Below are 349 nucleotides of genomic sequence, written 5' to 3' on the forward strand. Positions count from 1 at the left end.
AGCAAGAAGGCGGAGGGCTAGAGCAAGGCGGGGCCGAGGCCGCCTCGATCAATTTGCGAAAGAATCTTGACGGTACCTGACTACTGAGAAGCATCCCAGAAGATCAAAAAACTCGAAATTTGGTGACGTATTTGGCGACCCATTTGGCGAGCAAAACAAAACAGCCCAGAGGCTAAGCCTCTGGGCTGCGAACATTTGGTGGGCGTTAGAAGATTTGAACTTCTGACCTCTTCCGTGTCAGGGAAGCGCTCTCCCCCTGAGCTAAACGCCCAAATGGAGCGGACAACGGGGCTCGAACCCGCGACCCCAACCTTGGCAAGGTTGTGCTCTACCAACTGAGCCATGTCCG

1 tRNA gene is annotated in these 349 nt (G+C 54.7%); it reads right to left on the minus strand.

The annotated features are described in order from the left end of the window. Positions 1–196: 196 nt before the first annotated feature. A tRNA-Val gene (locus tag PMX70_RS08575) sits at positions 197–271 on the minus strand. Positions 272–349 lie beyond the last annotated feature (78 nt).

The sequence above is a fragment of the Collinsella aerofaciens genome, assembly GCF_028206795.1.
In the GTDB taxonomy this organism is placed as follows: domain Bacteria; phylum Actinomycetota; class Coriobacteriia; order Coriobacteriales; family Coriobacteriaceae; genus Collinsella; species Collinsella aerofaciens_AX.